Source organism: Proteus penneri, assembly GCF_022369495.1.
Classification (GTDB): Bacteria; Pseudomonadota; Gammaproteobacteria; order Enterobacterales; family Enterobacteriaceae; genus Proteus; species Proteus penneri.
In genome coordinates this window covers 1,254,151-1,277,708 of record NZ_CP059690.1, presented here as the reverse complement: position 1 = coordinate 1,277,708, position 23,558 = coordinate 1,254,151, and the positions used below count along the sequence as shown (strand labels likewise).

At 37.5% G+C, this 23,558-nt stretch carries 24 protein-coding genes and 2 tRNA genes; 14 read left to right on the top strand and 12 right to left on the bottom strand.

The window, feature by feature from the left end:
* Window positions 1-71: 71 nt before the first annotated feature.
* The 4 genes from pdxY to anmK all read right to left on the bottom strand — a co-directional run bounded on the left by pdxY (window position 72) and on the right by anmK (window position 4,281).
* Entirely contained in the window at window positions 72-941 is an 870-nt protein-coding gene (gene pdxY, locus H1225_RS05845) for a pyridoxal kinase PdxY (RefSeq protein ID WP_072062540.1), read from the bottom strand.
* Window positions 942-1,064: 123 nt separating this feature from the next.
* A complete protein-coding gene (gene tyrS / locus H1225_RS05840; protein ID WP_072062541.1) occupies window positions 1,065-2,339 on the bottom strand; it encodes a tyrosine--tRNA ligase in 1,275 nt (424 codons plus the stop codon).
* A gap of 132 nt (window positions 2,340-2,471) precedes the next feature.
* Window positions 2,472-3,125 (bottom strand): pyridoxamine 5'-phosphate oxidase, encoded by a 654-nt coding sequence (gene pdxH / locus H1225_RS05835; protein ID WP_072062542.1) that lies wholly within the window; start codon window positions 3,123-3,125, stop codon window positions 2,472-2,474.
* A gap of 43 nt (window positions 3,126-3,168) precedes the next feature.
* On the bottom strand, window positions 3,169-4,281 hold the full coding sequence (anmK, locus tag H1225_RS05830; RefSeq protein WP_006537033.1) for an anhydro-N-acetylmuramic acid kinase: 1,113 nt from the start codon (window positions 4,279-4,281) through the stop codon (window positions 3,169-3,171).
* 222 nt (window positions 4,282-4,503) lie between these two features.
* Here anmK and H1225_RS05825 point away from each other — a divergent pair, with 222 nt between their 5' ends.
* Entirely contained in the window at window positions 4,504-4,971 is a 468-nt protein-coding gene (locus H1225_RS05825) for an outer membrane lipoprotein (protein WP_006537034.1), read from the top strand.
* Between the two features lie 303 nt (window positions 4,972-5,274).
* Here H1225_RS05825 and slyA read toward each other — a convergent pair whose 3' ends face one another.
* Both slyA and H1225_RS05815 read right to left on the bottom strand, forming a co-directional pair.
* The gene (slyA, locus tag H1225_RS05820) at window positions 5,275-5,703 is read right to left on the bottom strand and encodes a transcriptional regulator SlyA (protein WP_239739553.1); all 429 of its coding nucleotides are present in this window, start codon (window positions 5,701-5,703) and stop codon (window positions 5,275-5,277) included.
* A 450-nt stretch (window positions 5,704-6,153) separates the two neighbouring features.
* The gene (locus H1225_RS05815) at window positions 6,154-6,393 is read right to left on the bottom strand and encodes a DUF1289 domain-containing protein (protein WP_072062543.1); all 240 of its coding nucleotides are present in this window, start codon (window positions 6,391-6,393) and stop codon (window positions 6,154-6,156) included.
* Between the two features lie 184 nt (window positions 6,394-6,577).
* Here H1225_RS05815 and gloA point away from each other — a divergent pair, with 184 nt between their 5' ends.
* Window positions 6,578-6,985: a lactoylglutathione lyase gene (gene gloA / locus H1225_RS05810; RefSeq protein ID WP_036937247.1), complete on the top strand. Its 408-nt coding sequence runs from the start codon at window positions 6,578-6,580 to the stop codon at window positions 6,983-6,985.
* Between the two features lie 95 nt (window positions 6,986-7,080).
* Window positions 7,081-7,719: a ribonuclease T gene (rnt, locus tag H1225_RS05805; RefSeq protein ID WP_006537038.1), complete on the top strand. Its 639-nt coding sequence runs from the start codon at window positions 7,081-7,083 to the stop codon at window positions 7,717-7,719.
* A 121-nt stretch (window positions 7,720-7,840) separates the two neighbouring features.
* On the opposite strand, the gene H1225_RS05800 is transcribed toward rnt, so the two are convergent.
* Window positions 7,841-8,182, bottom strand: a complete 342-nt coding sequence (locus H1225_RS05800; protein ID WP_006537039.1) for a Grx4 family monothiol glutaredoxin — start codon at window positions 8,180-8,182, stop codon at window positions 7,841-7,843.
* Window positions 8,183-8,584: 402 nt separating this feature from the next.
* Here H1225_RS05800 and H1225_RS05795 point away from each other — a divergent pair, with 402 nt between their 5' ends.
* Together H1225_RS05795 and sodB are read left to right on the top strand one after the other, a co-directional pair.
* On the top strand, window positions 8,585-9,400 hold the full coding sequence (locus tag H1225_RS05795; protein ID WP_161723857.1) for a sulfite exporter TauE/SafE family protein: 816 nt from the start codon (window positions 8,585-8,587) through the stop codon (window positions 9,398-9,400).
* Window positions 9,401-9,684: 284 nt separating this feature from the next.
* Window positions 9,685-10,263 carry a superoxide dismutase [Fe] gene (sodB, locus tag H1225_RS05790; RefSeq protein WP_072062546.1) on the top strand — a complete coding sequence of 193 codons (579 nt, stop codon included), beginning with the start codon at window positions 9,685-9,687 and terminating at the stop codon, window positions 10,261-10,263.
* A 135-nt stretch (window positions 10,264-10,398) separates the two neighbouring features.
* Here sodB and cydH read toward each other — a convergent pair whose 3' ends face one another.
* Window positions 10,399-10,482 carry a cytochrome bd-I oxidase subunit CydH gene (gene cydH, locus H1225_RS18415; protein ID WP_109400341.1) on the bottom strand — a complete coding sequence of 28 codons (84 nt, stop codon included), beginning with the start codon at window positions 10,480-10,482 and terminating at the stop codon, window positions 10,399-10,401.
* Between the two features lie 267 nt (window positions 10,483-10,749).
* Between cydH and purR the strand changes: the two genes are divergently transcribed.
* Window positions 10,750-11,775, top strand: a complete 1,026-nt coding sequence (gene purR / locus H1225_RS05785; RefSeq protein WP_239739552.1) for an HTH-type transcriptional repressor PurR — start codon at window positions 10,750-10,752, stop codon at window positions 11,773-11,775.
* 26 nt (window positions 11,776-11,801) lie between these two features.
* On the opposite strand, the gene punR is transcribed toward purR, so the two are convergent.
* A complete protein-coding gene (gene punR, locus H1225_RS05780) occupies window positions 11,802-12,704 on the bottom strand; it encodes a DNA-binding transcriptional activator PunR (RefSeq protein WP_006537046.1) in 903 nt (300 codons plus the stop codon).
* Between the two features lie 118 nt (window positions 12,705-12,822).
* On the opposite strand from punR, the gene punC reads away from it, so the two are divergent.
* Complete coding sequence (gene punC, locus H1225_RS05775; protein ID WP_109847608.1) at window positions 12,823-14,040, top strand: purine nucleoside transporter PunC; 1,218 nt, start codon at window positions 12,823-12,825, stop codon at window positions 14,038-14,040.
* Window positions 14,041-14,343: 303 nt separating this feature from the next.
* Window positions 14,344-15,498: a cyclopropane fatty acyl phospholipid synthase gene (gene cfa / locus H1225_RS05770; protein ID WP_006537049.1), complete on the top strand. Its 1,155-nt coding sequence runs from the start codon at window positions 14,344-14,346 to the stop codon at window positions 15,496-15,498.
* Between the two features lie 87 nt (window positions 15,499-15,585).
* Here cfa and H1225_RS05765 read toward each other — a convergent pair whose 3' ends face one another.
* Window positions 15,586-16,236, bottom strand: a complete 651-nt coding sequence (locus tag H1225_RS05765; protein WP_161671570.1) for a riboflavin synthase subunit alpha — start codon at window positions 16,234-16,236, stop codon at window positions 15,586-15,588.
* A 310-nt stretch (window positions 16,237-16,546) separates the two neighbouring features.
* Here H1225_RS05765 and H1225_RS05760 point away from each other — a divergent pair, with 310 nt between their 5' ends.
* The 6 genes from H1225_RS05760 to H1225_RS05735 all read left to right on the top strand — a co-directional run bounded on the left by H1225_RS05760 (window position 16,547) and on the right by H1225_RS05735 (window position 21,838).
* Window positions 16,547-17,920, top strand: a complete 1,374-nt coding sequence (locus H1225_RS05760) for an MATE family efflux transporter (RefSeq protein WP_072062550.1) — start codon at window positions 16,547-16,549, stop codon at window positions 17,918-17,920.
* A 150-nt stretch (window positions 17,921-18,070) separates the two neighbouring features.
* Window positions 18,071-18,147: transfer RNA gene (locus tag H1225_RS05755), tRNA-Val, on the top strand.
* 29 nt (window positions 18,148-18,176) lie between these two features.
* Window positions 18,177-18,253, top strand: a tRNA-Val gene (locus tag H1225_RS05750).
* Between the two features lie 451 nt (window positions 18,254-18,704).
* Window positions 18,705-20,117, top strand: a complete 1,413-nt coding sequence (gene pykF / locus H1225_RS05745) for a pyruvate kinase PykF (RefSeq protein ID WP_006537052.1) — start codon at window positions 18,705-18,707, stop codon at window positions 20,115-20,117.
* A 163-nt stretch (window positions 20,118-20,280) separates the two neighbouring features.
* A complete protein-coding gene (locus H1225_RS05740) occupies window positions 20,281-21,333 on the top strand; it encodes a linear amide C-N hydrolase (RefSeq protein WP_239739550.1) in 1,053 nt (350 codons plus the stop codon).
* A 265-nt stretch (window positions 21,334-21,598) separates the two neighbouring features.
* Window positions 21,599-21,838: an Lpp/OprI family alanine-zipper lipoprotein gene (locus tag H1225_RS05735; RefSeq protein ID WP_069369313.1), complete on the top strand. Its 240-nt coding sequence runs from the start codon at window positions 21,599-21,601 to the stop codon at window positions 21,836-21,838.
* Between the two features lie 90 nt (window positions 21,839-21,928).
* On the opposite strand, the gene H1225_RS05730 is transcribed toward H1225_RS05735, so the two are convergent.
* Together H1225_RS05730 and H1225_RS05725 are read right to left on the bottom strand one after the other, a co-directional pair.
* Window positions 21,929-22,453 carry a hypothetical protein gene (locus H1225_RS05730; RefSeq protein ID WP_239739548.1) on the bottom strand — a complete coding sequence of 175 codons (525 nt, stop codon included), beginning with the start codon at window positions 22,451-22,453 and terminating at the stop codon, window positions 21,929-21,931.
* Between the two features lie 155 nt (window positions 22,454-22,608).
* Window positions 22,609-23,526 carry a L,D-transpeptidase family protein gene (locus tag H1225_RS05725; RefSeq protein ID WP_161671573.1) on the bottom strand — a complete coding sequence of 306 codons (918 nt, stop codon included), beginning with the start codon at window positions 23,524-23,526 and terminating at the stop codon, window positions 22,609-22,611.
* Window positions 23,527-23,558 lie beyond the last annotated feature (32 nt).

Here is a 23,558-nt window from a genome sequence, read left to right as displayed (position 1 = left end):
TAATCTAAACACAATTAAAAAGCGGATATCACATTAATATCCGCTTTTTCTTCTGTTAAAAGTTGATTGATTTAATCTAGCTGTGTTGCGCAGAATCGGTGTGTTGGATGCACCATTTGATCTTGAGCTGCAACGAGTTGTAGTTCGTATTCATTCATCTCTTTTGTTTTTAGCATCACTTCATAAACTGCTGAGGCAACGTGCTCTAATGCGGTTTGTAATTCAATACCTTTGAGTAAATCCACCAGCATTAAACCACTAGTTAAATCACCGACACCTACTGGTTGACGCTCACCAAAATCAACTAATGGGCGACTAACATGCCAACTATGTTCTGCGGTTACTAACAGCATTTCAAAACGATCATGACGATATCCAGCACGTGATAAGTGTTTTACTAATACAATTTTAGGGCCTTGTTTACACAATTCACGAGCAGCATTTAGGCATTCATCAACGTTGTGAAGTGCTTTACCACCACTTAATGTTTCAAGCTCTAATAAATTAGGTGCAATGATATCGCTAATAGGTAATGCATCTTCACACAGCACGCCTGAAACAGCAGGAGGAACAATACAGCCTTTCTCAGGATGCCCCATCACGGGATCACAGAAATACCATGCGTTAGGATTGGCTTGTTTTACTTTTTTAACGATATCAACAATGCGCAAACCTTGTTCGGCCGATCCCAGATAACCACTTAGTACAGCATCACATTGTGAGAGCTTGCCGATTGCGGCAATACCATCAACGATCTCAGTAATGTGTTCTGCTGACATAACACAACCAGTCCATTTTTCTGGATATTGAGTGTGATTTGAAAATTGCACTGTGTTTAAAGGCCAAACGTTTACACCCATGCGACGCATTGGAAACTCAGAAGCACTGTTACCCGCGTGACCGAAAACAACATGAGACTGAATAGAGAGTATATTTTTCATGACATAAACCGATTATTGTGAATACACACAACACCCAAGCTTTATTATCATAGGCGAGGTATATACATTTATTTATTGTTATTAAGAAAAAGGGCAACTCACCGGCTGCCCTTTACTTGTCAATTATTTCCAGATAACAAGGCAGTAGTGTTTTTTACCGCGACGTAAAATAGAATAATGACCAAATAAGAAATCTTTTTCTTCAAAGATGTATTCAGGATTGTCTTGTTTTTCGCCATTAATTGAAACTGCGTTAGAGCCAATCATTGTACGAGCCTGACCGCGAGAAGGAACTAATTCTGCGTTAACCAGCGCTTGTTGCAAATCACTGCCTTTTTCTAACTCAATTGTTGGCATACCATCTTGTGCTAATTGTTCAAGATCAGCTTGTGTTAAGTCTGCAATTGCACCAGAGAATAAGCTTTCTGTAATACGTTTAGCGGCGATTAAACCGTCTTCACCATGAACTAAACCTGTAACAAGTTCTGCTAATACACGTTGAGCACGAGGCGCTTGACCACTATTTTTATCTTCTTCTTCAAGTGCATTAATTTCTTCAATGCTCATAAAGGTAAAGAATTTTAAGAAGCGATAAACATCAGCATCTGCTGTATTGATCCAGAACTGATAGAATTTGTATGGGCTTGTTTTCTTAGGATCTAACCAAACCGCACCGCCTTCTGTCTTACCGAATTTAGTTCCGTCAGATTTAGTAATTAATGGTACAGTCATACCAAATACTTGTTTCTGATTGAAACGACGGGTTAAATCGATACCTGAAGTGATATTACCCCACTGATCAGAGCCACCGATTTGTAATTCAACACCTAAATGCGTATTTAATGACGCGAAGTCATAAGCTTGTAATAGGTTATAGGCGAATTCAGTAAAAGAGATACCCACATCGTCACGGTTTAAACGCTGTTTAACCGCTTCTTTGTTGATCATTTGGTTCACAGAGAAGTGTTTACCGATATCACGCAGGAATGTCAGCACATCCATTTGACCAAACCAGTCATAGTTGTTTGCTAATTCCGCACTGTTTTCACCACTGTCGAAATCTAAGAAAGGTGACACTTGTTTACGAATTTTTTCTACCCATTCGTGAACAGTATCTTGGGTATTCAGTTTGCGCTCGGTGGCTTTAAAACTAGGATCACCAATCAGACCCGTTGCACCACCCACCAACGCCACAGGCTTATGCCCGGCTAGTTGGAATCGTTTTAAACACAGCAAAGGAACCAAATGCCCCAAATGCAGGCTATCAGCGGTAGGATCGAAGCCACAATAGAGAGCGATAGGACCTTGCTCCAAACGCTCGACTAAAGCTGCCTCATCCGTAACCTGAGCAATTAGCCCACGCTCCTGCAATTGTGTGATTAGGTTCTTGCTAGACATCAATGACTCCATCGGTTTATTGTTTTTTGTCTATTTAAAATATAAGTGAAACACGAGTGGTATAGCATAAAGCGCCACTACATTAAGTACCAGTAGAAAAAGACTTTTTGAGGCAAATTTATTAACACTCTATTAAGGTGCTAATCGCTCAATGTCCCATCCTTGTGGTGATTTCTGATAGATAAAGCGATCGTGCAGCCGATTTTCTCTTCCTTGCCAAAATTCAACAGAATCAAATGTCACACGATATCCCCCCCAGAAACTCGGTAATGGCACTTCCCCATTTTGAAATTTCTGCTTTAATTCTAGAAACTTACTTTCTAACACGCCTCTTGCGGAAATGCGAGAAGACTGTCGAGAAGCCCACGCTGCAATTTGACTATCTTTAGGGCGACTATGGAAATATTTAATAACTTCAATAGGAGACAGTTTTTCGGCTTTCCCTAAAAAACAAACTTGTCTTTCTAATGGATACCAAGGGAATAATAAACTAACGCGTTGATTGTGCTCTAAATGGCTCGCTTTGCGACTGCCCAAGTTGGTGTAAAAAACTAAGCCATGTTCGTCAAAGTGCTTTAATAACACGATACGCTGGTAAGGTTGTCCATTTTCATCAACAGTTGCAACACACATAGCCGTAGGATCGCTTAAACGCGCTTCACAAGCTTGTTTTAGCCATTTCTCAAACAATACCAATGGCTGTTCAGTTAACTCATGACGTCGTAATCCACCTTTCATATATTCACGGCGTAAATCAGCAACATCAATAAAATCAAGATCTGTCATTTTTCACTCTCTCTTTTGAGAAACTGCATTCAGCATATCACGCTTAACGAGGATTTGTAGGGTAAATCGCCCCTAAAACAGTTTCTCTCGATGCCCCTGTTACAGAAGGTAAATTCCCTGATTCATTTGCAATAGTGCGCGCGGCTAACCAAGCAAATGCCAGTGCTTCCATATCATCACCACTTAAACCATATTTATCCGTTGTTGCGACTTCTGTACCGGGTAATAGTGAAGCTAATCGATGCATAATTTGCCCATTTCGCGCCCCACCACCACAAACGAGTAAACGTTCACATCCACCATTTAATTGTATCTGTTGCGCAATACTTATCGCGGTTAATTCAACTAGCGTTGCTTGTACATCTTCAGGAAAAACATTAGGTACTCTTGCTAAATGGTAATTTAACCATTGTGTATTGAAATATTCTCGCCCTGTACTTTTAGGTGCTGAACGCGAAAAATAAGGATCCGAAAGCATATCTTTCAATAAAGTTGGGTTTACAGTACCAGTCGCAGCCCATTTGCCATTATCATCATAGGGTGTTTGGTTATGGATCCAATTCCAGCTATCTAATAGCATATTTCCTGGTCCTGTATCGTAGCCTTTAACGGCAATACCGGGTAATAACAATGAGATATTGGCGATGCCACCAATGTTTAAAATAATACGCTTTTCAACAGGATGTCCTAATACGGCAAGATGAAAAGCAGGCACTAAAGGCGCCCCTTGTCCACCGTAAGCAATATCTCTGCGGCGAAAATCACCGACCGTCGTAATTCCTGTTAGTGTAGCAACACGGTTGTTGTCACCAATTTGCATAGTAAATGGCATATCACTTTCTGGCTCATGCCAAACAGTTTGTCCATGACACCCTATCGCCGTAATATCACTCGCGCTAAGCTTTGCTTTTGAGAGTAATTCTATGATTGCTTGCGCATAAAGTTCACCTAACTGAGCATCTAATAGACCGATTTCATGCAAGGTAGTCGGTTGCCCTTGGCAAACAGCTAAAATTCGTTGGCGTAGATTCTGAGGATAAGGCAGAAAGTGATTTTCTTGTTGTGCAACGAACTTATTATTGATTGCAGCTAATACAACATCAACACCATCTAAGCTTGTGCCAGACATCACACCAATGTACCGCCCTGCTATCATGTTCTTTTCCTTATAATCAAGATGATGCAAATTTTTAACATATAATGTTATATTCTCTTTTTTTCAGAAATCTCTTCTGTTTTTACTATCGGCTTTTACTATATAGTAAGCTATATATTATTAAAATCAGTCTCGACATACGCAAAAAACAAGCTATAACTGATAATAGACAACATTGGTATAATCTGAGCAATTTACCTCAGGTTTTCTTTAGGAGTGACTATGTTTAAGCATTTACTTATTGGCCTTTTCACAATGACTGTACTTACTGGTTGTGTGAATACAAGTTCACTATCAGGTGACACTTATACTGCAAGTCAAGCCAAACAAGCTCAAAATATTACTTATGGTACAGTGGTTTCTGTACGTTCAGTCAATATTCAAGCGGGTAGCGATGAAAATATTTTAGGCGCTATCGGTGGTGCCGTTCTCGGCGGTATGTTAGGTAACACTGTTGGCGGAGGAACAGGTCGTAACCTTGCAACAGCCGCTGGTGCAATTGCAGGTGGTATGGCAGGACAACAAGCACAAGGTGCTTTAAATACGACTAAGGGTGTTCAAATTGAAGTTCGTTTAGATAGTGGTAGAACTGTCGCTATCGTTCAAAAAGCAGATAATACTGTGTATAGTAAAGGTCAACGTGTTGCAGTTATCGGTAATGGAAATAACTTAACTGTTTCTCCTCGCTAATTAGTAACAAAAAACAGGCAACATTAAAGTTGCCTGTTTTATTTTATGACCCAATAATAATTAATCTAAAGAGAGAGCAAAATATATAATCTAGTTATTACAATTATGAATATATAATGATTTTTTTATATACTCGTCAATTTTCAGTGTTATTGATATCGTTTACTCGCACCAATTGCATATTTTATATGTCCCTAGTGACTCATTCACTTGTGTTCTAGCTGAACATTGGATTATTGAGAGTATTGTTATCATCATATAATTAATATTATTTAATTAGAATATATATTAAATTTGAAATTATTAGTCATTTAACCTATTTATATTTTTTTCTAGTTTTTGGATTGTACTTATTAGTCTTTCTATTTCCTCTCGTTGAATACCACCTAATATTTCTCGTCTCGTTTTTTCTATAACAGCATAAACCTCATTAATAAAAGGTTCAGATTCTTTTGTTAATTTTATACGTTTTGCTCTACGATCATTTGCACATGTATGGCGACATATCAGTTTTTTCTCTTCCAGTTGATCTAAGGTTCTCACTAAAGACGGCTGTTCGATTCCTATCGCTTTTGCCAATTGGATTTGTGACTGCTCTGGAGGTAATTGGCTGATATTATACAAAGTAATCCAATGGGTTTGAGTTAATTTTAATGGTTTGAGACGATGATCAATTAAAGCACGCCATAATCGAACTAAACGCGCTAAATCAGCTCCTAATGTTGATTCCACTTATCTCTCCTTAATTAGCATTTTCAGTCAACTTATTACAAAGTTTAGATATTCATTTTTAATACGATATTTACCTATTCTTTTTAATTAAAACATTACCTTTAATAACTAATATAGTTATAATCCCATTTATTAGATAAGTAATTATTTTCCAGACATAATTAAACCATTTCTTTCTAGCCATGAAAGTTCATAAAGAATAACCTTGTTATAAAAACTAATCTATATTTTTTTACATAATAATAATTATTATTTTACAGACAATAGCAGAAGCAAAAAAAACACATTTACAATCAATCAATTAAAAATAATACAGCATGGTAACAATTTAAAATATCAACCTTAGATTAATAAAGAAAAAATAATAAACATCATAACTACAATAAATAAAAATAATGAATTAAAAAGATAGTTAATTATTATTTTAATATTAAAAAATAAATAGAATATTTAAAATAAATTGAGTTGTTTATTTTCTTTTTCAATTGTAGAACCCAATTTCTTTAATGACCTTAAATAACGTTGCTGACAAAGCCGTAATATATTTCTTTTCTCTTGTTGATTCATTGTTGACCAATTAAACCGCTCTTGACGGCTGCGATAGCAGCCAACACAATATCCTTGCATATTCATTTCACAACGCCCAATACAAGGACTAGGAATATCAAAAAATTCTAATTGTTCCTGCATTTGATTTTCCCTCCCTATTGTTTGTTACAATAGAGTATAGTTAATAGAGATATTATCTGCACAACATGATTTATTGAACTGTTAAAAGCGTAGTAAAATTGAACTTTAGGGCTTTAACGCGTTATAGTACCCCGCCATCAGTTTATCTGTAGGGTTTAATCATTAAAAAACACAAGAGGTTTATATGCGAGTACTTCATACCATGATCCGTGTGGGCGACTTACAACGTTCTATCGACTTTTATACCAAGGTTTTAGGTATGCAACTTCTACGCACTAGCGAGAATGAGGAATATAAATACTCGTTAGCTTTTGTTGGTTATGGTGATGAAAGCACTGGTGCAGTTATCGAATTAACCTATAACTGGGGTGTAAATAGCTACGAAATGGGAACTGCTTTTGGGCATGTAGCATTAGGTGTTGATGATGTTGCCGCGACCTGTGAAGCCATTCGCCAAGCTGGCGGTAATGTTACCCGTGATGCTGGCCCAGTAAAAGGTGGATCAACAATTATTGCTTTTGTTGAAGATCCTGATGGATATAAAATCGAGCTCATCGAAAATAAAAGTGCAAGTCACGCTCTAGGTAACTAATTTTTATAAAAACCAGAAAGATACATATGTTATCTTTCTGGCCTTACTGATTATCAATTTCCGATATTTTATTTTTATCGGATAAGTACAACTTAATGCCTGATATAAATAATCCCAATAAGCTTTGTAACCGTTTTCGAGGTTACTACCCTGTAGTTATTGATGTTGAAACAGGTGGATTTAATGCGAAAACAGACGGTTTACTTGAAATCGCCGCTATTACATTAAAAATGGATGAACAAGGTTGGCTAAAACCTGATAACACATTACATTTTCATGTTGAACCTTTTGAAGGGGCTAACTTAGAACCTGCTGCCTTAGAATTTACAGGCATTGATCCAACAAATCCACTTCGTGGCGCAGTCAGTGAATATGAAGCTTTGCATGCTATTTTTAAAATGGTACGTAAAGGAATGAAGGATGCAGATTGTAATCGCGCCATTATTGTGGCCCATAATGCAAATTTTGATCACAGCTTTGTCATGGCTGCGGCTGAACGTGCTGGATTAAAACGTAATCCTTTTCACCCTTTTGCCACCTTTGATACTGCGGCTTTAAGTGGGTTGGTATTAGGACAGACAATTTTAGCTAAAGCCTGCATCACCGCTGGCATTCCTTTTGATAGCAAATTAGCGCATGGTGCATTATATGATACTAATCGCACATCATTACTTTTTTGTGAATTAGTTAACCGCTGGAAAAAACTGGGTGGATGGCCATTACCTACACCTTGAAGCCATAATTTCGCTGATACATTTATGAATAATAGAAAAAGCCAGTTTATTAATGAACTGGCTTTTTCTTGAAGAACTCATTATTTTTATGCGTTTCAATAGCGAAACGATAAAAATTTAATTACTGTGCTTCTTCTTCACCACGATATTTATCAGCAGTCTCTTTTAATAACTTCTGTAATTCACCGCGCTGATACATTTCTAAAATAATATCACATCCACCGACTAATTCACCATCTACCCATAATTGTGGGAAGGTTGGCCAATGCGCATATTTTGGTAATTCTGCACGAATATCTGGGTTTTGCAGGATATCAACATACGCAAAACGCTCACCACAAGCAGAGATAGCTTGAACTGCCTGAGCAGAAAAACCACAACTTGGTAATTTTGGTGAACCTTTCATGTATAAAATAATTGGGTTTTCGTTGATCTGGCGTTCAATTTTTTCAATAGTCGTCATTTATTAAGTCCTTACAGCCTTTTATATTCGATATGCTTTATAGGGGAAAACATGAAAGAAGAATACCACTTTATATTAGAAACCTCTATATAAGTTTAGTTATCGATATAAAACAATGAGTTGGTATTAAACCATGGGATTACTGATAAAAAACACACCATGAAATATAAAAAATAAGTCAATACATTACAGATGGTTATGACTGTGCTTCATTTTACTCTTTTCCTCTTACTACTGACACAATCACTAACTATCCTTTATATTGAAGAAGAAAAAAGCAACTTTTACATTAAAACCAACACATTAAATTTCATAATCAATACATTAAGATAAAACGCTACCTTCTTAAAAGGATATAATGTATATAAATAGGTTTGTTATAAAACCTGATGAGTATTAACTATGGACATGATTTTGCTGTTTCTTGTAGTAGGATGTATTACTGGCTTTTTTGCTGGGCTACTTGGCATAGGAGGCGGTGCAATCATTGTTCCGGTAGTTATGTATGTAGTGAGTCAACAAGCTATTCCAATAGATATGGTGATGAAAATTGCCTTATCTACCTCATTCTCTGTGATTATATTTTCTACAGCATCTTCAGCGTATTCCCATAACAAACATAAAGCCATTTTATGGCAGCAATTTCCTCTATTATCTATCGGCACTATCATCGGTATGCTTGTTGGGACATTTCTGGTACAAAAAATGTCAAACACGATATTACAAATCGTGTTCTGTATTTTCATGGTATATACCATCTATGGATTATTAACTAAAAAGAAAGAAGCTGAACGTATTGAAAACGTGAAAGATCCTATTGTTTCAAAACCTGCGTTAACAAGTGGTGGCTCTTTAATTGGCTTTATATCCAGTTTTATCGGTATTGCTGGTGGTACTATCACTATTCCTCTTTTAAGTCATTGGGGATTTAATACACGTAAATGTATTGCAACCTCTTCAATGATTGGTGTCATCATCGCTGCCATAGGCACCATCATGGGTATTATCTATGGCTGGAATCAAACAAATATTGATGACTATTACCTCGGTTTTATCTACTTACCTGCCTTTATCGGAATAAGTATTACTAGCATTCTCTTCGCCCCTATCGGTGTGAAAGTTGCTTATCGCCTCCCTATCCCAAGGGTTCGTCAAATATTTGCATTATTTCTATTCTTAGTCGTAGTGAAAATGATGTACACATTGATAATGGAATAAGCAGAATATGCCACAATTAGAGAATCTAGGCTCTGATTACAGCCATTATTTTACTGCTTTACGAGTTGCTCAGTGAGCTATACTCTTATGAGTATAACTAATCTATATGGCTTATAACTATAGATAAAAGATATTTAGCTGTTATTTCAATGAATTTTTGTTAAAATAATTAGCAAAATAGTAACAAATTAGTGATTCATTTGCCTCATTCTATCGATTCAAATGGTTTTGATGGAATGATTTCAGGCACAAAACCCGAAATAGATAGTTTAAAGGAGTACGCAATGTCTTTCGAATTACCAAAATTACCTTATGCGTTAGATGCTCTTGAGCCACATATCTCTAAAGAAACTTTAGAATATCACTACGGCAAACACCACCAAACCTATGTAACTAATTTAAATAACCTAGTTAAAGGTACTGATTTAGAAAGCAAATCTTTAGAAGAAATCATCAAGTCTACCGATGGTGGTATTTTCAATAACGCGGCACAAGTATGGAATCACACTTTCTACTGGAACTGCTTAGCACCAAATGCAGGTGGTGCACCAACAGGTAAAATTGCTGATGCTATCAACAAGGCATTTGGCTCTTTTGAAGAATTCAAAAAGCAATTTAATGATGCCGCAGCAAAAAACTTCGGTTCAGGTTGGACTTGGTTAGTTAAAAAAGCTGACGGTTCAGTTGCAATTGTTAACACCTCTAATGCGGCAACGCCAGTTTCAGGTGCAGATAAACCACTATTAACTGTAGACGTATGGGAACATGCTTACTATATCGACTACCGCAATGCACGTGTTAAATATTTAGAAGAGTTCTGGGCATTGGTTAACTGGTCATTTGTTGAAGCTAACCTTGCTTAATTTAGATTGATAATCAAAGGTGAATGATTGAGATTCATTTTTGATGACATAATAACAAAGGGCCTTGAGCCCTTTGTTATATTCAGTATTCGATAATCTATTACTTAAATTAATCGAGTACTTATTAAAACATGATTAGAAAAGCAGAGTAGAAAAAATAACAATCATAACCAGCGCTGCTACTGCTGTACTCAAACCAAATTTCAGATCCGTATCCATCTATTCTCCCTCAAAATGATTATAATACACATTATTAACCATAACCTTGTCATGGTTAATTATTATCACATATCAGAATTTGTTAAAATAGCGACTAGTGCACAATTTATAACATTGATTAATACTTTCACTTTTGAGCTAGATCATACAAAATTCACAGCTAATCGCTAAATTATTGCCAGTGTTTGCCCTATGTATGACTATACTGGCAGTTAAACCATAAAATTAGATAAAAGAGACCAATGAAGGTCAGGAGTTTTCCACACCATGGCAACAATAAAAGACGTGGCAAAACGCGCAGGCGTATCAACCACGACTGTTTCTCATGTGATCAACAAAACCCGTTTTGTTGCTGAGAACACACGAGCAACAGTTTGGGCCGCTATAAAAGAATTAAATTATTCGCCAAGTGCCGTTGCGCGTAGTTTGAAAGTCAATCACACCAAATCTATTGGCCTGTTAGCCACGTCCAGTGAAGCTCCTTACTTCGCTGAGGTGATTGAAGCAGTTGAAAATAGTTGTTATAGCAAAGGCTATACACTGGTTTTATGTAACTCACATAACAATCTTGATAAGCAAAAAGCGTATTTAGCCATGCTGGCACAAAAACGTGTTGATGGATTATTAGTCATGTGTTCTGAATATCCTGATCACCTTCTGACTCTTTTAGAAGGCTATCGTAATATTCCCATGGTTGTCATGGATTGGGGAAAAGCGCGTGGTGACTTTACTGATACCATTATCGATAACGCTTTCCATGGCGGCTATATCGCAGGTCGTTACCTTATTGAGCGTGGTCATCGCGATATCGGTATTATTCCTGGACCATTAGAGCGCAACACTGGTGGTGGTCGTCTACAGGGCTTTCTAAAAGCTATGGAAGAAGCCAAAATCACAGTAAAAGATGAGTGGATTGTACAAGGTGACTTTGAACCTGAATCTGGTTATAAAGCGATGTATCAAATGCTAAACCAAAAACAGCGCCCTACTGCAGTTTTTTGTGGTGGTGATGTCATGGCAATGGGCGCAATTTGCGCTGCGGATGAACTTGGCCTGCGTGTTCCTTTAGATATTTCTATTGTGGGCTACGACAATATTCGTAATGCACGTTATTTTACACCTGCGCTAACAACCGTTCATCAGCCAAAAGAGCGTTTAGGCCAAATGGCATTATCAATGTTGCTTGATCGCATCGTTAATAAACGCGAAGACGCCCAAACAATCGAAGTTCATCCGCGATTAGTTGAGCGCCGTTCAGTTGCCGACGGTCCTTTTATCGACTACCGCCGTTAATTCTTATTTATCCAGCTATCTGATTTCTAGCGAAGCCATTCCTCATTTAAGGTTTGGCTATCTCCAAGATAATCTAACAACCATGTCAAAGCAGGCGATTCACTTTTATCGACCCACGTCAGACAGCATGGGCTGTCTGGCAATGGCTGTGCCAGTTGCAAAGTAACTAACTTTCCTTGGACTATCAATGGCTCAGCACGATGCCAAGGCACCATTCCTACACATAATCCTGCCAACAAACATTCAAGCCCCATATCCCACGTTGGTACAACCATTCTACGTTGGTTATTTAACGCCCAAGTGTCACGCTTTGGTAAACTACGTGATGTATCCTCTAAACATAGGCTAGGATAAGGTCGCATTTCATCATCCGTTAGTGGATGTTCCGCTTTAGCTAATGGGTGATCAACATGACAAACACAGCGCCAAGGCATAAAACCCATATCCCTGAAACTATAACGTTCACCAATTGGTGACGCTCTTGTTGCACCAATGGCTAAATCAACACGACCATTAACTAAGGAGTCCCATACCCCATTAAACACTTCTGGGTAGACATACAACTCAATATCAGGAAAATGACGATAAAAATCGAGAATAAGTTGTTGTGTTCTTTCGGGTTTAACAATGCCATCAACTGCTATACTAAATTGACCACGCCACCCATTGGAAACCTGTTGACATAGATGTCGGGTGTCATTCATTTTTTTGATAACAGATCGTGCTTCTTTGATGAAAATTTTACCTGCATCGGTTAGTTCTACATCACGGTGACGGCGCTCAAACAGAGGAACAGCAAGCCATTCTTCTAATTGCCGAACAGTGTAACTAACGGCGGATGGCACTCTGTGCAATTCTTGCGCAGCTGAGCTAAAACTTCCTGTTCTTGCAACTGCATCAACAACTTCTAAAGAGTATTCTGACCACATAGAGTTTATTCCTTTGAAAATTTTTCACAGCATTAACCAAATATTCCCGTTTCACAAGTAAAATAAGTCTTAGTTACAATACATAAAATGTTCTACATCACATAGCATAGAAAATAAAATGAATACTAAAACGTCCACACAATCAAAAACACCTATGAGCTTCATGGTGTACCTAGCTGGTTTGAGTATGCTAGGTTACTTAGCAATTGATATGTACTTGCCTGCATTCGGTATGATGCAGCGTGAACTCGCTATCAGCGAAGGCGCTATCAGTAATAGCTTAAGTATCTTTTTATTTGGTTTTGCTGTTGCTCAGTTACTTTGGGGACCACTTTCTGACAAAGTAGGTCGAAAACCTATTCTTCTTATTGGGTTAAGCCTTTTCTCTTTAGGCTGCCTTGGCATGTTGTGGGTTGAAAGTGCGACAGGTTTACTTGCGATGCGCTTCTTACAAGCTTTTGGTGTCTGTTCTGCAGCTGTTATTTGGCAAGCTCTTGTCATCGACCGTTTCGATGAATCTCGCGCTCAGCGCGTTTTTGCTTTAATTATGCCACTGGTTGCGTTATCCCCAGCACTTGCGCCTTTGATCGGTGCATCATTATTAAACCATGGTGGCTGGCGTATGATTTTCATGCTGTTAATGGCGGTAACTTTAGTTTTGATGTTACCGACATTAATGCTAAAAAACATTAAACAAAAATCCGTCACAGATGCAAACCAATCTTCAGCCTCATTTATGACTTTATTAAAATCCCCGCTCTACACTGGTAACGTATTAGTTTACGCGTCTTGTAGTGCAGGTTTCTTTGCTTGGTTAGCTGGCTCACCAATCATTCTTGAAAAAATGGGCTACTCTCCGCAGGATATTGGTTTAAGTTATATTCCACAAACTATTGCCTTTATGGTCGGTGGCTATGGTTGTCGTATTTTACTATCAAAAATGACGGGTAAAACATTATTACCACTGCTATTAATTGGTTATGCTGTTAGTATGACTGCATTATACCTTGTTGCTAAATTTACTGAGCCAACATTAACCACGATCTTAATTCCGTTCTGTATTATGGCTGCAATGAATGGCGCTTCCTATCCAATCGCTGTATCTAATGCTTTATCGGCTTATCCTGAAATCAGTGGTAAAGCAGCCGCATTACAAAATGCGCTACAACTGGGTCTTTGTAGTTTAGCAAGTTTTATCGTGTCTGCATTTATCAGCCAGCATCCCCTAATTAACACTACTGCAATTATGGCGTTAACAGCGATCCCAATGGCAGTTGGTTACTTTATTCAGCGTAATAAATCTGTTGCCAAACACACAGTTCAAGCAACTGAATAACTCCCCCTTTTATTTTAAGATAATTCTCAAAACGGCTATTTTATAAAAAATGGCCGTTTTATTTTATAGAGAAAAATAATTCACATACCTATACTTATCTAAACGCTTAACTGCGCTTTATCTATTTTCTTTCGGATTTTGAGGCATTAAACAAATTATTCGCTGATTATGTGAGATTAGTTGTTTTATTAATTCTATCCGTTCAATTCATATTGAACACAATACTATTTTAATACTATCTATCTACGCACATTCTTTCTTAGTTTATGTCTCTAAACCCGCTTAGTTTACGCCGGAGAATTTATGAGTACATCTTGTGTAGAAGAAGGCCGAAAGACCTCCAATGATCCTTATAAAAGGATTGCTATCGAACTATTAACTCATGCTGATATTCGAGTTAATGGTTCAGAACCTTATGATATTCAAGTTAATAATCAAAATTTTTATAAAAGAGTATTACAGCAAGGTTCACTTGGACTCGGTGAAAGCTATATGGATGGCTGGTGGGATTGTGAACGACTAGATATATTTTTTCATAAAATTTTACGTGCAGGCCTTGAAAATAAACTTCCTAAAAATCTACATGATATTTTCAGAATTGCGACAGCACGCCTTTTCAATTTACAAACACAAAAACGAGCTTGGATGGTAGGTAAAGAACATTACGATCTCGGTAATGATTTATTTATCGCCATGCTTGATCCTAATATGCAATATTCCTGTGGATACTGGAAACAGGCCGATAATTTAGCCCAAGCCCAAGAACATAAATTAGATTTAATTTGCCGAAAATTAGATCTAAAACCAGGAATGACCTTACTAGATATTGGCTGTGGCTGGGGAGGACTTTCTGCTTATGCGGCAAAACATTTTGGTGTTTCTGTCACAGGGGTTACTATTTCTATTGAACAACAGAAATTGGCACAAGAACGATGCCAAGGACTTGATGTTAATATTATTTTAGAAGACTACCGCGATTTACATGAACAATTTGATCGTATCGTTTCAGTCGGTATGTTTGAACATGTAGGACCTAAAAACTATGAAACCTATTTTGATGTGGTTCGTCGTAATTTAAAGGAAGATGGTCTGTTTTTATTGCATACCATAGGTTCTAATCGCGATAAAGTGAATGTAGATAGTTGGATCAGTAAATATATATTTCCTAATGGTTGTTTACCCTCCATCCAAAAAATTGCAAGTGCGATAGACGGTAAATTCGTAATGGAAGATTGGCACAATTTCGGTGCTGATTACGATAAAACCTTAATGGCATGGTATCAACGATTTTTAGCCTGCTGGCCAGATATTGAGTCAAATTACACGCCTCGTTTTAAACGCATGTTTAGCTATTATCTAAATGCGTGTGCAGGTGCATTTAGAGCCAGAGATATTCAATTATGGCAAATTATGTTAAGCCCTAAAGGACAGATTGGCGGTTTACAAATTCCACGTTGATTTTTTCTTAAAAAGCCAGTTTAATCAATAAACTGGCTTTTTAGTACCCTTGTTAGCGCAACACGTCAATAGTTAATTATGTGCTTCTTATTCCTTATTTTCATTTTGTTCGGCTGCCACTAACAAAGCTTTCTGCTGTGCCATAACGCGCTCTACTGTATCTACAATTGCCTGAGTTTGAGGATCAAGTTCAATATTGACCTTATCACCAAGACGTTTACAACCTAATGTTGTTCTATCACGCGTTTCAGGAATTAAGTGTACACAAAAACGGTTATTAACCACATCGCCAACAGTTAAACTGATCCCATCAATACCGATAAAACCTTTGTGTAAAATATACTTCATTAATGCTTTATCAAAGATACGGAACCAGATTTGTAAGTTATTCTCTGATGTAATAATTTTGGCAACTTCAGCCGTTGTCACAATATGACCAGACATCACATGCCCACCAATTTCATCACCATATTTAGCCGCTCGCTCAATATTTACTTCAGAGCCGACTTTTAATTCACCAAGGTTAGTTAAACGTAATGTCTCTTTCACTAAATCAAAGCTAATATGTGTGCCTTCAATTTTAGTAACCGTTAAACAGCAACCATTATTTGCAACAGAAGCACCTGTTTCTAAATTGCTGACTAACTCGTTGGGTAATTCAATGATATGGGTACGAAAATCGCCTTTATCTTCGATAGCAATAACCCGCCCTTTTCCCTGAACAATACCTGTAAACATCTTACATCTCCTTGGGTCGATAAACTGGTAAACTCAATTTAGGTTTTATGCTATTCAGGATAACATAGCTCGTATTAATCCAAAGGAACAATTACCGTATTTGTTCCTTATTAATTATTGCCGTTCAATATAGCGTAAAAACACCTAATAAATTATCAAAATTCTGTGTTTAAAAAGCCTAATTTCTTTCGTTGCTAATTAAACTTTTATCATTAGAATAAGCGGTCTTGAGGATCTCTTTACGTCATTTAACAACGCGACGTTTGTTCTCCCCCTTTCTCGTTTTCTTATAATAAATAAAGGTGTATGCGTGCAGAAGTATATAAGAGAAGCGCGTAGCTTACTTGCTCTCGGTATCCCCGTTATCATCGCGCAATTTTCCCAAACAGCAATGGGAGTGGTTGATACTGTCATGGCGGGTGCTGTAAATGCTACAGAGATGTCGGCAGTAGCAGTAGGTACGTCTATTTGGTTACCAACGATTTTATTAGGCCAAGGCATATTAATGGCTTTAACACCAATCGTTGCACAATTAAATGGTTCAGGACAACGAAAACACATTGCTAATCGTACACAGCAAGGTTTTTGGCTCGCCACTTTCTTATCAATCATGGTAATTGCTATTCTTTATAACTGCCGTTTTATTATTGAAGCGCAACATGATATCGAACCCGAATTAGCCGAAAAGGCCATAGGATTTATACATGCCATTATGTGGGGAGCCCCTGGTTGCCTATATTATCAGGTACTGAGAAGCCAATGTGAGGGATTATCGAAAACAAAACCCGGCATGATCATTGGCTTTATTGGATTATTGATTAATATCCCTGTTAACTATGCCTTTATTTACGGTAAATTTGGTGCACCACAATTAGGGGGGATTGGTTGCGGTGTTGCAACGGCCTCTGTTTTCTGGGCGATGTTCTTAATGATGCGTTATTACGTGCGCCGAGCACCGACACAACGTGACGTTATGCCAAAGAAACGTTTAGTAAGCCCTGATTTCCACATGATAAAACGTATTACTATTTTAGGCTTACCCGTTGGCCTAGCCTTATTCTTTGAGGTAACACTATTTGCCGTTGTTGCATTATTAGTTTCACCTTTGGGCGTTACTGCAGTGGCAAGTCATCAAATTGCACTGAATTTTAGCTCGTTGATGTTTATGTTCCCTCTATCATTGGGAATAGCGGCGACAATCCGTGTTGGTCACAACTTAGGACAACGATCTACAGAACAAGCCCGTACTTCAGCGATTACAGCACTTGCAGTTGGGTTAATGATAGCAAGTTGTACCGCGATTTTCTCTATCATCTTTAGAGAAAAAATCGCGTTAATGTATAACGATAATATTGAAGTGGTAACATTAGCGTCTCATCTTATGTTATTCGCTGCACTTTATCAGTTATCAGATTCAGTACAAGTTATTGGCTCGGGTGTGTTACGTGGGTATAAAGACACGCGCTCTATCTTCTTTATTACCTTTATTGCCTATTGGGTCATTGGTCTGCCTTCAGGTTATATCTTAGGGCGTACTGATTATTTTGTTGAAGCAATGGGCCCTGCCGGCTTCTGGATTGGCTTTATTCTTGGTTTAACCGCATCCGCGATTATGATGGGTTCTCGTATTTGGTGGATCCAGCGTCAATCTGATGAAGTGGTGTTATTACGCTCAGAGCGTTAAACAAAAAAGGTTAATTTGGCAAGAGAATGACACAAATATCAACAAATAGCTTTAAATACGAGCAGTTGAGTATAAATTTGTGTTTTTCCTCTTGCCAGAATCAGATCATCTCGTTAATATTCGTTCCCGTTGTTACCCAGAATAGATAATGCGTCCATAGCTCAGTTGGTTAGAGCACCACCTTGACATGGTGGGGGTCGGTGGTTCGAGTCCACTTGGACGCACCATTTATTTTTCAACAACATCCCAATACAGTGCGTCCATAGCTCAGTTGGTTAGAGCACCACCTTGACATGGTGGGGGTCGGTGGTTCGAGTCCACTTGGACGCACCATTTCTCTTTTTTCTAATTTTTACTCATCTTACCTACCCTACAAAATAATTAATTTTGCTTGCAATATTTTATTGCGCAACAAAACGTTTAAAAAATAAGCAGTCAGCACCGTATTTTGATCACATCACTTAAATTTACCTTTTTTCGATTTTCTTCATAGAAATTAACCTCTATAATACAAAACATAATTTTGTTGAAAGGTTTCAGCGTATTGATTTACGGGCATCTTTAGAAAACAGAACAAATGAATCGTGATAGACTATAATGTAAGATGTCTACCAACCTTCGATACAAAATAGTGACAAGTTTTTTATGATGTTGCTGAATCATTAACATGTTGCGCAACTTATCCATTAGAGATGAGTTATATATTCTGTTTCGCACAGTTGATTAAAAATAGCGACATTAATCCTTATTCATCCATTACAATACAACCATTAAATAGACTGCCATGAAAAAGACAAAAATTGTTTGCACCATCGGACCAAAAACCGAATCTGAAGAAAAACTAAATCAATTACTGGACGCGGGCATGAATGTTATGCGTCTAAATTTCTCTCACGGTGACTATGAAGAGCATGGCAACCGTATCAAGAACCTGCGTAACGTTTGCGCTAAAACAGGCAAAAAAGCTGCTATTTTATTAGATACTAAAGGCCCAGAAATCCGTACCATCAAATTAGAAGGTGGTAACGATGTCTCTTTAGTTGCTGGCCAAACTTTCACTTTTACCACAGACAAAACTGTCGTTGGTAATAAAGACCGCGTTGCTGTCACTTATGAAGGTTTCGCTAAAGATTTAACTGTTGGTAACACCGTTTTAGTTGATGATGGTCTTATCGGCATGAAGGTAACTGCTGTAACTGATACTGAAGTTGTTTGTGAAGTTTTAAACAACGGTGACCTAGGTGAAAACAAAGGTGTGAACTTACCTGGCGTTTCTATCGGTTTACCTGCATTAGCTGAAAAAGATAAACAAGATCTTATCTTTGGTTGCGAGCAAGGCGTTGATTTCGTTGCAGCATCATTTATTCGTAAACGTTCTGACGTAGAAGAAATGCGTGCTCATTTAAAAGCACACGGCGGCGAAAACATTATGATCATCTCAAAAATTGAGAACCAAGAAGGTTTAAATAATTTTGATGAGATCTTAGAAGCCTCTGACGGTATCATGGTTGCGCGTGGTGACTTAGGTGTTGAGATCCCAGTTGAAGAAGTTATCTTCGCACAAAAAATGATGATCGAAAAATGTAACGCTGCGCGTAAAGTGGTTATCACTGCAACGCAAATGTTAGATTCAATGATCAAAAACCCACGCCCTACTCGTGCTGAAGCAGGTGACGTTGCAAATGCTATCTTAGATGGTACTGATGCTGTTATGTTGTCAGGTGAAAGTGCGAAAGGTAAATACCCAGTAGAAGCAGTGACTATCATGGCAACTATCTGTGATCGTACAGACCGTATTATGCAATCTCGCCTTGATTACAAACAAACAACTGCAAAATTACGTGTAACTGAAGCAGTTTGTCGCGGTGCGGTAGAAATGGCTGAAAACTTAGATGCGCCTCTGATTGTTGTTGCAACTTTCGGTGGTAAATCAGCGCGTTCTATTCGTAAATATTTCCCAACTGCACCAATCTTAGCTTTAACAAATAACGAAGAAACTGCACGTCAGTTGCTATTAGTTAAAGGTGTTACCACTCAATTAGTTAACGAAATCGCTTCTACTGATGACTTCTACCGTATTGGTAAAGAAGCAGCATTAGCAAGTGGTTTAGCTCATGCTGGTGAGCGTGTTGTTATGGTTACGGGTGCCCTAGTTGATAGCGGTACAACAAATACTTCATCTGTTCACGTTCTGTAATTTAATAGTACGTCAATAGCTCAAACGCCACGGTTATCGTGGCGTTTTTTCTTCTCTTCCTATATTTTCTTCTCTTCTACTGATTTTTCCTCTCTTACTGTCCATATTTCTTCTATGCTTTTAATAAACTATTTTATTAATGTAAGTGAAATAAGGATGTAAAATGTCTGCAATAAATGCCCATGCTTTTGCTTGTACTACCCTTGCTATTAAAGACAAAAAAAATCGCATTTATCATGGTAGAACAATGGAATTTTCAGTCGACAAACCAGCTTCAATATTTGCATATTATCCTAAAGCTCATACCTTCCAACAAAATGCCCCCGATGGTACCCCAGGATTAAAATATGCCGTTAAATACCCTTTTATCGCCATTACCGCACCAATTAATTTAGAAGGAACAAAAGACGTACTTGAAGGAGTCAATACAGAAGGGCTTTCTTTTAGCTTGAACATGCTCCCTGATTCAAAACTCGATGATCTTAGCCCTGAAAACTACGCAACCTCAGTGCCTATCGCAGCAATTGGTGAATGGGCTTTAGCACAATATGCAACTGTTGAAGAATTAAAACAAAACATCCCTAAAACAGCATTTTGGTCACAAAGGTTACTTCTATTACACAATTTACCCAGCCCTTTCCATTATGCTTTTTATGATAAAACAGGCGCTTGCATTGTTGTTGAAGTTTCAGAAGGGAAATTGCGTATTTATGATAATCCGACTTACTGTATGACTAATGGCCCACTATTTCCATGGCATCTGACCAACTTAAATAATTATACTCATCTTTCTAATATTAATATTTCCACCAGCACACTGGGACATATTAAGGTAAGACAACCAGATAGTGGAATTGCGTTAGCAACATTGCCAAGCTCTGATACTTCTGTTGATAGATTTATTCGTGCTGTCTACTACACAACGTATTATCATCAAGTTTTTGATCAAGACACACAACTTGTTGAACTGGCGCATATTATGAATCGTTTTGATCGCCCTAAAAATTCTACAATCGATCCTTTACTAGGTCATAACACATTAAAAGCTCTTCATACAAGTGAGTTTTCGGTATGGACAACACTCACCGATTTAGAACGAGGGATACTCCTCTTTAGGGGATATAACGATCTCAACTTCCAAAAATTTGCACTTGAGTCGTTTAAAAATGAGGTAGAACCTATTTTCATAAAAGTAAATTTAGGTAGTACTTTATAGCGATAAAGATAAGTGACAATAAAACAATGCAGATAAAATGTTTTTCTATCAGACTTTTATGAATAAAAATCTTTTGTGAAATAACACGCATTTTTTGTACTGAAGATTTGCGTTTTAAGTGTTATTTTTTCTATTGTTCAACTTATGGTTCAGTAGAATGCGGTAAATAAATCCAGCATTTTCTTATATATGTGCCATACTTATTCATGGTTTCATATAAATGCTACTTGTTCCTTTACACAAACTAATAATAGAGGTTGTAACTATGAAAGCGAAACTTGTACTAGGTGCGGTAATTCTGGCTTCAGGCTTATTAGCGGGTTGTTCTTCTAGTAATAATGCACAATTAGATCAAATCTCTTCTGACGTAAGCCGCCTGAACACGCAAGTTCAACAACTAAGTAGTGATGTACAATCTGCTCGCGCTGAAGCTAAATCAGCTTACGATGAAGCGGCTCGTGCAAATCAACGTTTAGATAACCAAGTCACCACTTATAAAAAGTAATTTGACTCACCAATAGGCTGAAAGCAGCTTAAGGTTATCATTAATCACAAAGCCCTAACAATGTTAGGGCTTTGGTTTTTTATAAGGTTATTAATTATTGTGAAGTTTATCGATACCCAGGGCTTTTATACGCTCATTTAAATTAAAATTAGTAGCTAAGTGCGAATTATATTTGATATTTTTATCAGCTTGAATAGATATCTGACTAAATGTATCTCTAATTTTATCAACACTTTTTTGTTGAGTTATTGTTAGTACAGAATACTCAATACCACTTACTTTTTTAAATTCATTCTCTAGAATATTAAACAGCTCAGTCACTGACTTTGAAGATTTTGTGTAGGAGACTCTAGAGCTCGCCATATCAGGCAAAACCTCTATTCCAATTAACTCATATTTCCTCGATCCCTCTTTGGGAATGACTCGTTGAAGGAGCTCATTGCACATTAATTGAATATTTTCACTTTTTAGCTTTTTATCTCCACATAAAAACGTTTTGCCGCTATTTTTCACCTGAGATATATTATTAAATAGTTTCTCTAAACCATCCCCCACACTAGAAGTGATATTATTATTTCCCTTTATCAAATGTTCATTACTAGATGAAACTCTCATTAAAATACCTTACTATTAATAGAAAACATTTTGATAGTAAGGCATTTTTAACGCTATTGATTTTATAAAGAAGTCTTTTGTTATTTTTGTGAAACTCAAAACAAAACAGGTACCTGAAGCACCTATTTTATTTTTGATCATATCATCCAAACTGACTAGTAAGCTGTAACCTCTACAGGAATACCAGAACGTCGAATAAGCTCAGCATCGACTTTATCTTTATCAACCTTGCCACTTTCATACCATTGATTAAATTGCTTAGTAAAAGTTAATGGCATGGTTTGTGGATCGTCATCTTCATTGCGGGATAGTGGCTGATGAACTTCAATAAACTGTCTACCGTCTGCAGTTTCAGTAAATTTAATCGGCTTATTGATCACCTGAACACGGCTACCTTTAGGTACCACATTAAATAACGTCTCAATATCATTTGGTCTTAAACGAATACAGCCAGAACTCACTCTTAAGCCAATACCAAAATCAGCATTAGTACCATGAATAAGGTATTCACCTCGGCTATGTGCCAATCTTAAAGCATATGCTCCCATAGGGTTTTCAGGACCAGCAGGAACGACAGCCGGTAGTGTGATCCCTTTAGCCGCATAGTTTTTGCGAATATTCGCCGTCGGTGTCCAAGTAGGATCTTTAATTAATTGAGAAATCGATGTCACCATTTCAGGGGTTTCTCGCCCTAATTGACCAATTCCAATAGGGTAAACATCAACTGTGCCACCTTCTTTGGGGTAATAATACAGGCGCAATTCTGCAAGATTGATAACAATGCCTTTTCGCACCGTGTCAGGCAAGATCATCTGTAATGGAATAGTTAATGTTTTACCCGCATCCGGTAAAAGAGGATCAATACCAGGATTCGCTTCCATCATATTAAGCAACCCCACTTGGTATTCGGACGCAATAGCTTCTAGTGAGCGTTTATCATTGGGAACTATATATGAAAAGTTTTCACCAATAATACGCTGGTCATCAGCAGGTAGTAGATATTCTGTCGCATAAGATAAGTGACTACTCATCCCTAATAGCGATGCACCCAAGAGAGTTAACCATTTTTTCATCGTTTATCCCGTGTGTTAGAAATAAAATAAAC